At 69.8% G+C, this 2,666-nt stretch carries 3 protein-coding genes; 2 read left to right on the top strand and 1 reads right to left on the bottom strand.

Going from position 1 to position 2,666, the window contains the following annotated elements; translation table 11 throughout:
• The coding region (locus J1C73_RS18855; protein ID WP_207317434.1) for a hypothetical protein at positions 1–258 on the top strand (258 nt) is incomplete at its 5' end.
• Positions 255–1,388 (top strand): C40 family peptidase, encoded by a 1,134-nt coding sequence (locus J1C73_RS18860; protein ID WP_207317435.1) that lies wholly within the window; start codon positions 255–257, stop codon positions 1,386–1,388. The genes J1C73_RS18855 and J1C73_RS18860, both read left to right, overlap by 4 nt.
• 481 nt (positions 1,389–1,869) lie before the next feature.
• On the opposite strand, the gene J1C73_RS18865 is transcribed toward J1C73_RS18860, so the two are convergent.
• Complete coding sequence (locus J1C73_RS18865) at positions 1,870–2,637, bottom strand: alpha/beta hydrolase family protein (protein ID WP_207317436.1); 768 nt, start codon at positions 2,635–2,637, stop codon at positions 1,870–1,872.
• Positions 2,638–2,666 lie beyond the last annotated feature (29 nt).

Below are 2,666 nucleotides of genomic sequence, written 5' to 3' on the forward strand. Positions count from 1 at the left end.
GCACCCGCGACCACCACACCGTCGCGGCGGCCGCGGATCGCACCCACCACATCCACACCAGGAACCAACCCGCCGACGTCAGACAACCGCCCCCGCCGGCACATCCAGGCCCACCGCACCGTCACCCGCCGCACCCAGCGGTCCGCCGTACCACCGGCCCGCTCAACGAGCCGGCGCGGAAGCTTCGAGGCCTTCCTCGACGCCCGCGAAGAAGCAGAACTGGTCCGCCGTATCCGCCAGCAGCGCGGTGAGACATGAGCACAAGGCGCACAATCTGGATCGCCGGCACCGCAGCCCTGATCGTCCTGGCGATCATCCTGATGGCCGCGGTCGCCGGCCAGGTCACCGGCACCGCACAGGCCGACGAAAGCCGCCCCGCGTGCCAAGCACCCGATGCCGATGCCGACACGGCCCAGGTGGCCCAACAGGTGAAGGCGATCCTTGCCGGCCATACCGGCACCGTCAGCGTTCCCGGCCTGCCCTCACCCGACGAGCAGATCCCGAACGCCAAAGCGATTGTCGCCACCGGCGCCCAGATGAACATCCCGGCACGCGGCCAGGTCATCGCCCTCGCCACAGCCCTCCAGGAATCAGGCCTGCGCAACCTCGACCACGGCGACCGCGACAGCCTCGGCCTCTTCCAGCAACGCCCCTCCCAGGGCTGGGGAACCCGCGAACAGATCATGGACCCGGTGTACGCGGCCACGAAGTTCTACAAGGCGCTCAAATCGCTCAAGGACTGGCAGGCCATGCCCATCACCGTCGCCGCACAGAAGGTCCAGAAGTCCGGCCTGCCCGACGCCTACGCCAAACACGAACCTCTCGCGACCGCCCTGCAGCAGGCGATCGCCCCGACACTGGGTGCCGCGGCCACCGTCCCCGACATCACCTCGGCCACCGCCGGCTTCACCACAAACTGCGCCACACAGACCAGCACCGACCACGGCGACATCCCGGCAGGCAAACTCCCCGCCGGCTACCGGATCCCGGCTAACGTTTCCCCGCAGGTGCGCAACGCGATTCGCTGGGCCCTCGAACAACTGGGCACCCCCTACCAATGGGGCGGCACCTGCACCAACCCCCACGGCACCAACCCCCGCGACCGCTGCGACTGCTCCTCCCTGATGCAACGCGCCTACGGAGTGGCTGGCATCGAACTCACCCGCACCACCTACACACAGGTCAACGAGGGCCGGGCCGTAGCCACCAGCGCCCTCCAACCCGGCGACCTGGTCTTCAGTGTCGGCACGGCCACCCGCCCCGAGCATGTCGCCATGGTCATCGGCGACGGCCTGCTCATCCACGCTCCAAAACCTGGGCGTGTGGTCGAGGCAGCCCAAATCGCCACGCACGGCACGTTGCTCGCGGCCCGGAGAATCGCACCGTAGACCTCGTCTCAGAAGCTGCGTCGTGTCCCCGTAGAGAGCCAGTACGGACGCCCTGGCTCCATGATCAACTTGGTGAGCTCAGCCTCTTGCAGGCCACGGGACTCCTTGAGGACGAGCTCGACCTCATCCACGATCACCACTCCGACCGGCAGCCTTGCTCGCGACGACTCCACCCATGTCATCAGCGCCGTCCGCGACCTGAACCAGACCGAACTCGCAGGTGAGAGCGTACGGGCGGCGTTGGAAGTCCTTGCCGTCGCGGCTCCGGGCTGGCTGGCCGACGCGGTGGACGTTCCCGAGCTCGCGCACCGCTACGAGGAACGCGTCAACGGGTGGACGATGCCGGCGTCGAATACGAAACAGCGTGTGCGGCTGGAGGAGCCCGATCGATTACGAACACGACTACTGGGCCGGCTTCACCGAGGAGCTGGCTGCATAGGAAGGTCTCCACGAAACGGGGGGATTGACAACGCGCGTCCCCTCACCGGCAGTGGTCGGCCAGGGACAGCAGCAGATGGGCGGACTCCGGCCGCAGATGGTCCGAGTGGGCGCCCGCGGGCCCGTGCCCGCGGACGAACACCTCGCTCGCGTCGACGCTGACGAACCGGTGGTCGAGCGCCGCCAGGGGATACGCCTCCCCGGGCGGCAGCATACGGATCGCCGAAACCGGCGCGGGCGCGGTGCCGATCCCGGAGTGGCCGATGCCCGCGCGTTTCTCCGCGCGCAGGTGCCAGAAGCCGGTGGCGCGGTCGTGCCGCGAGTACGTCGCCACGACCGGGCCACGCAAGGGCGCCTCGCCGAGCGCGGTGAACATCGACGCGAAGGCGTCGCGCGGCGCCGCCATCTGCAACAGCAGCATCGAGTCCGCAGTGAACGGCCGCCCCGCCGGCTTCGGAGTGTTCCAGCCCAGTGTGAGCGGCGGGTCGGCCGCCCACTGCACGGCCTCGCACAGGAAGCGGCAGCCGAAGGAGTGCCCGACCAGGTGCAGATACTGCCCCTCGCGGTTGGCGAGCACGGGCGGCGCGGCCGGGTCGGCGCGGTGCGAGTCCACGTAGCCGAGCAGTCGCCCGATGACCCGGGCGGCGTGTCCCTCCGTACTCATGGCGTGCGCCCGGTCTCGGATACGGCGGTAGCCACCGAGGGAGGGCAGGGAGCGGGACGGCCAGCGGACCAGGACGGTCCAGGGATGCCAGGGCGTCAGCCGGGGGTACCGCTCGGAGTCGTGCTGGGCGTCCGCGAGCGCGAGCAGCCGTTGGACGGCGTCGAGCGCGGACTCGG

Origin of the sequence: Streptomyces laculatispora (assembly GCF_017353455.1) — a bacterium.
In the GTDB taxonomy this organism is placed as follows: domain Bacteria; phylum Actinomycetota; class Actinomycetes; order Streptomycetales; family Streptomycetaceae; genus Streptomyces; species Streptomyces laculatispora.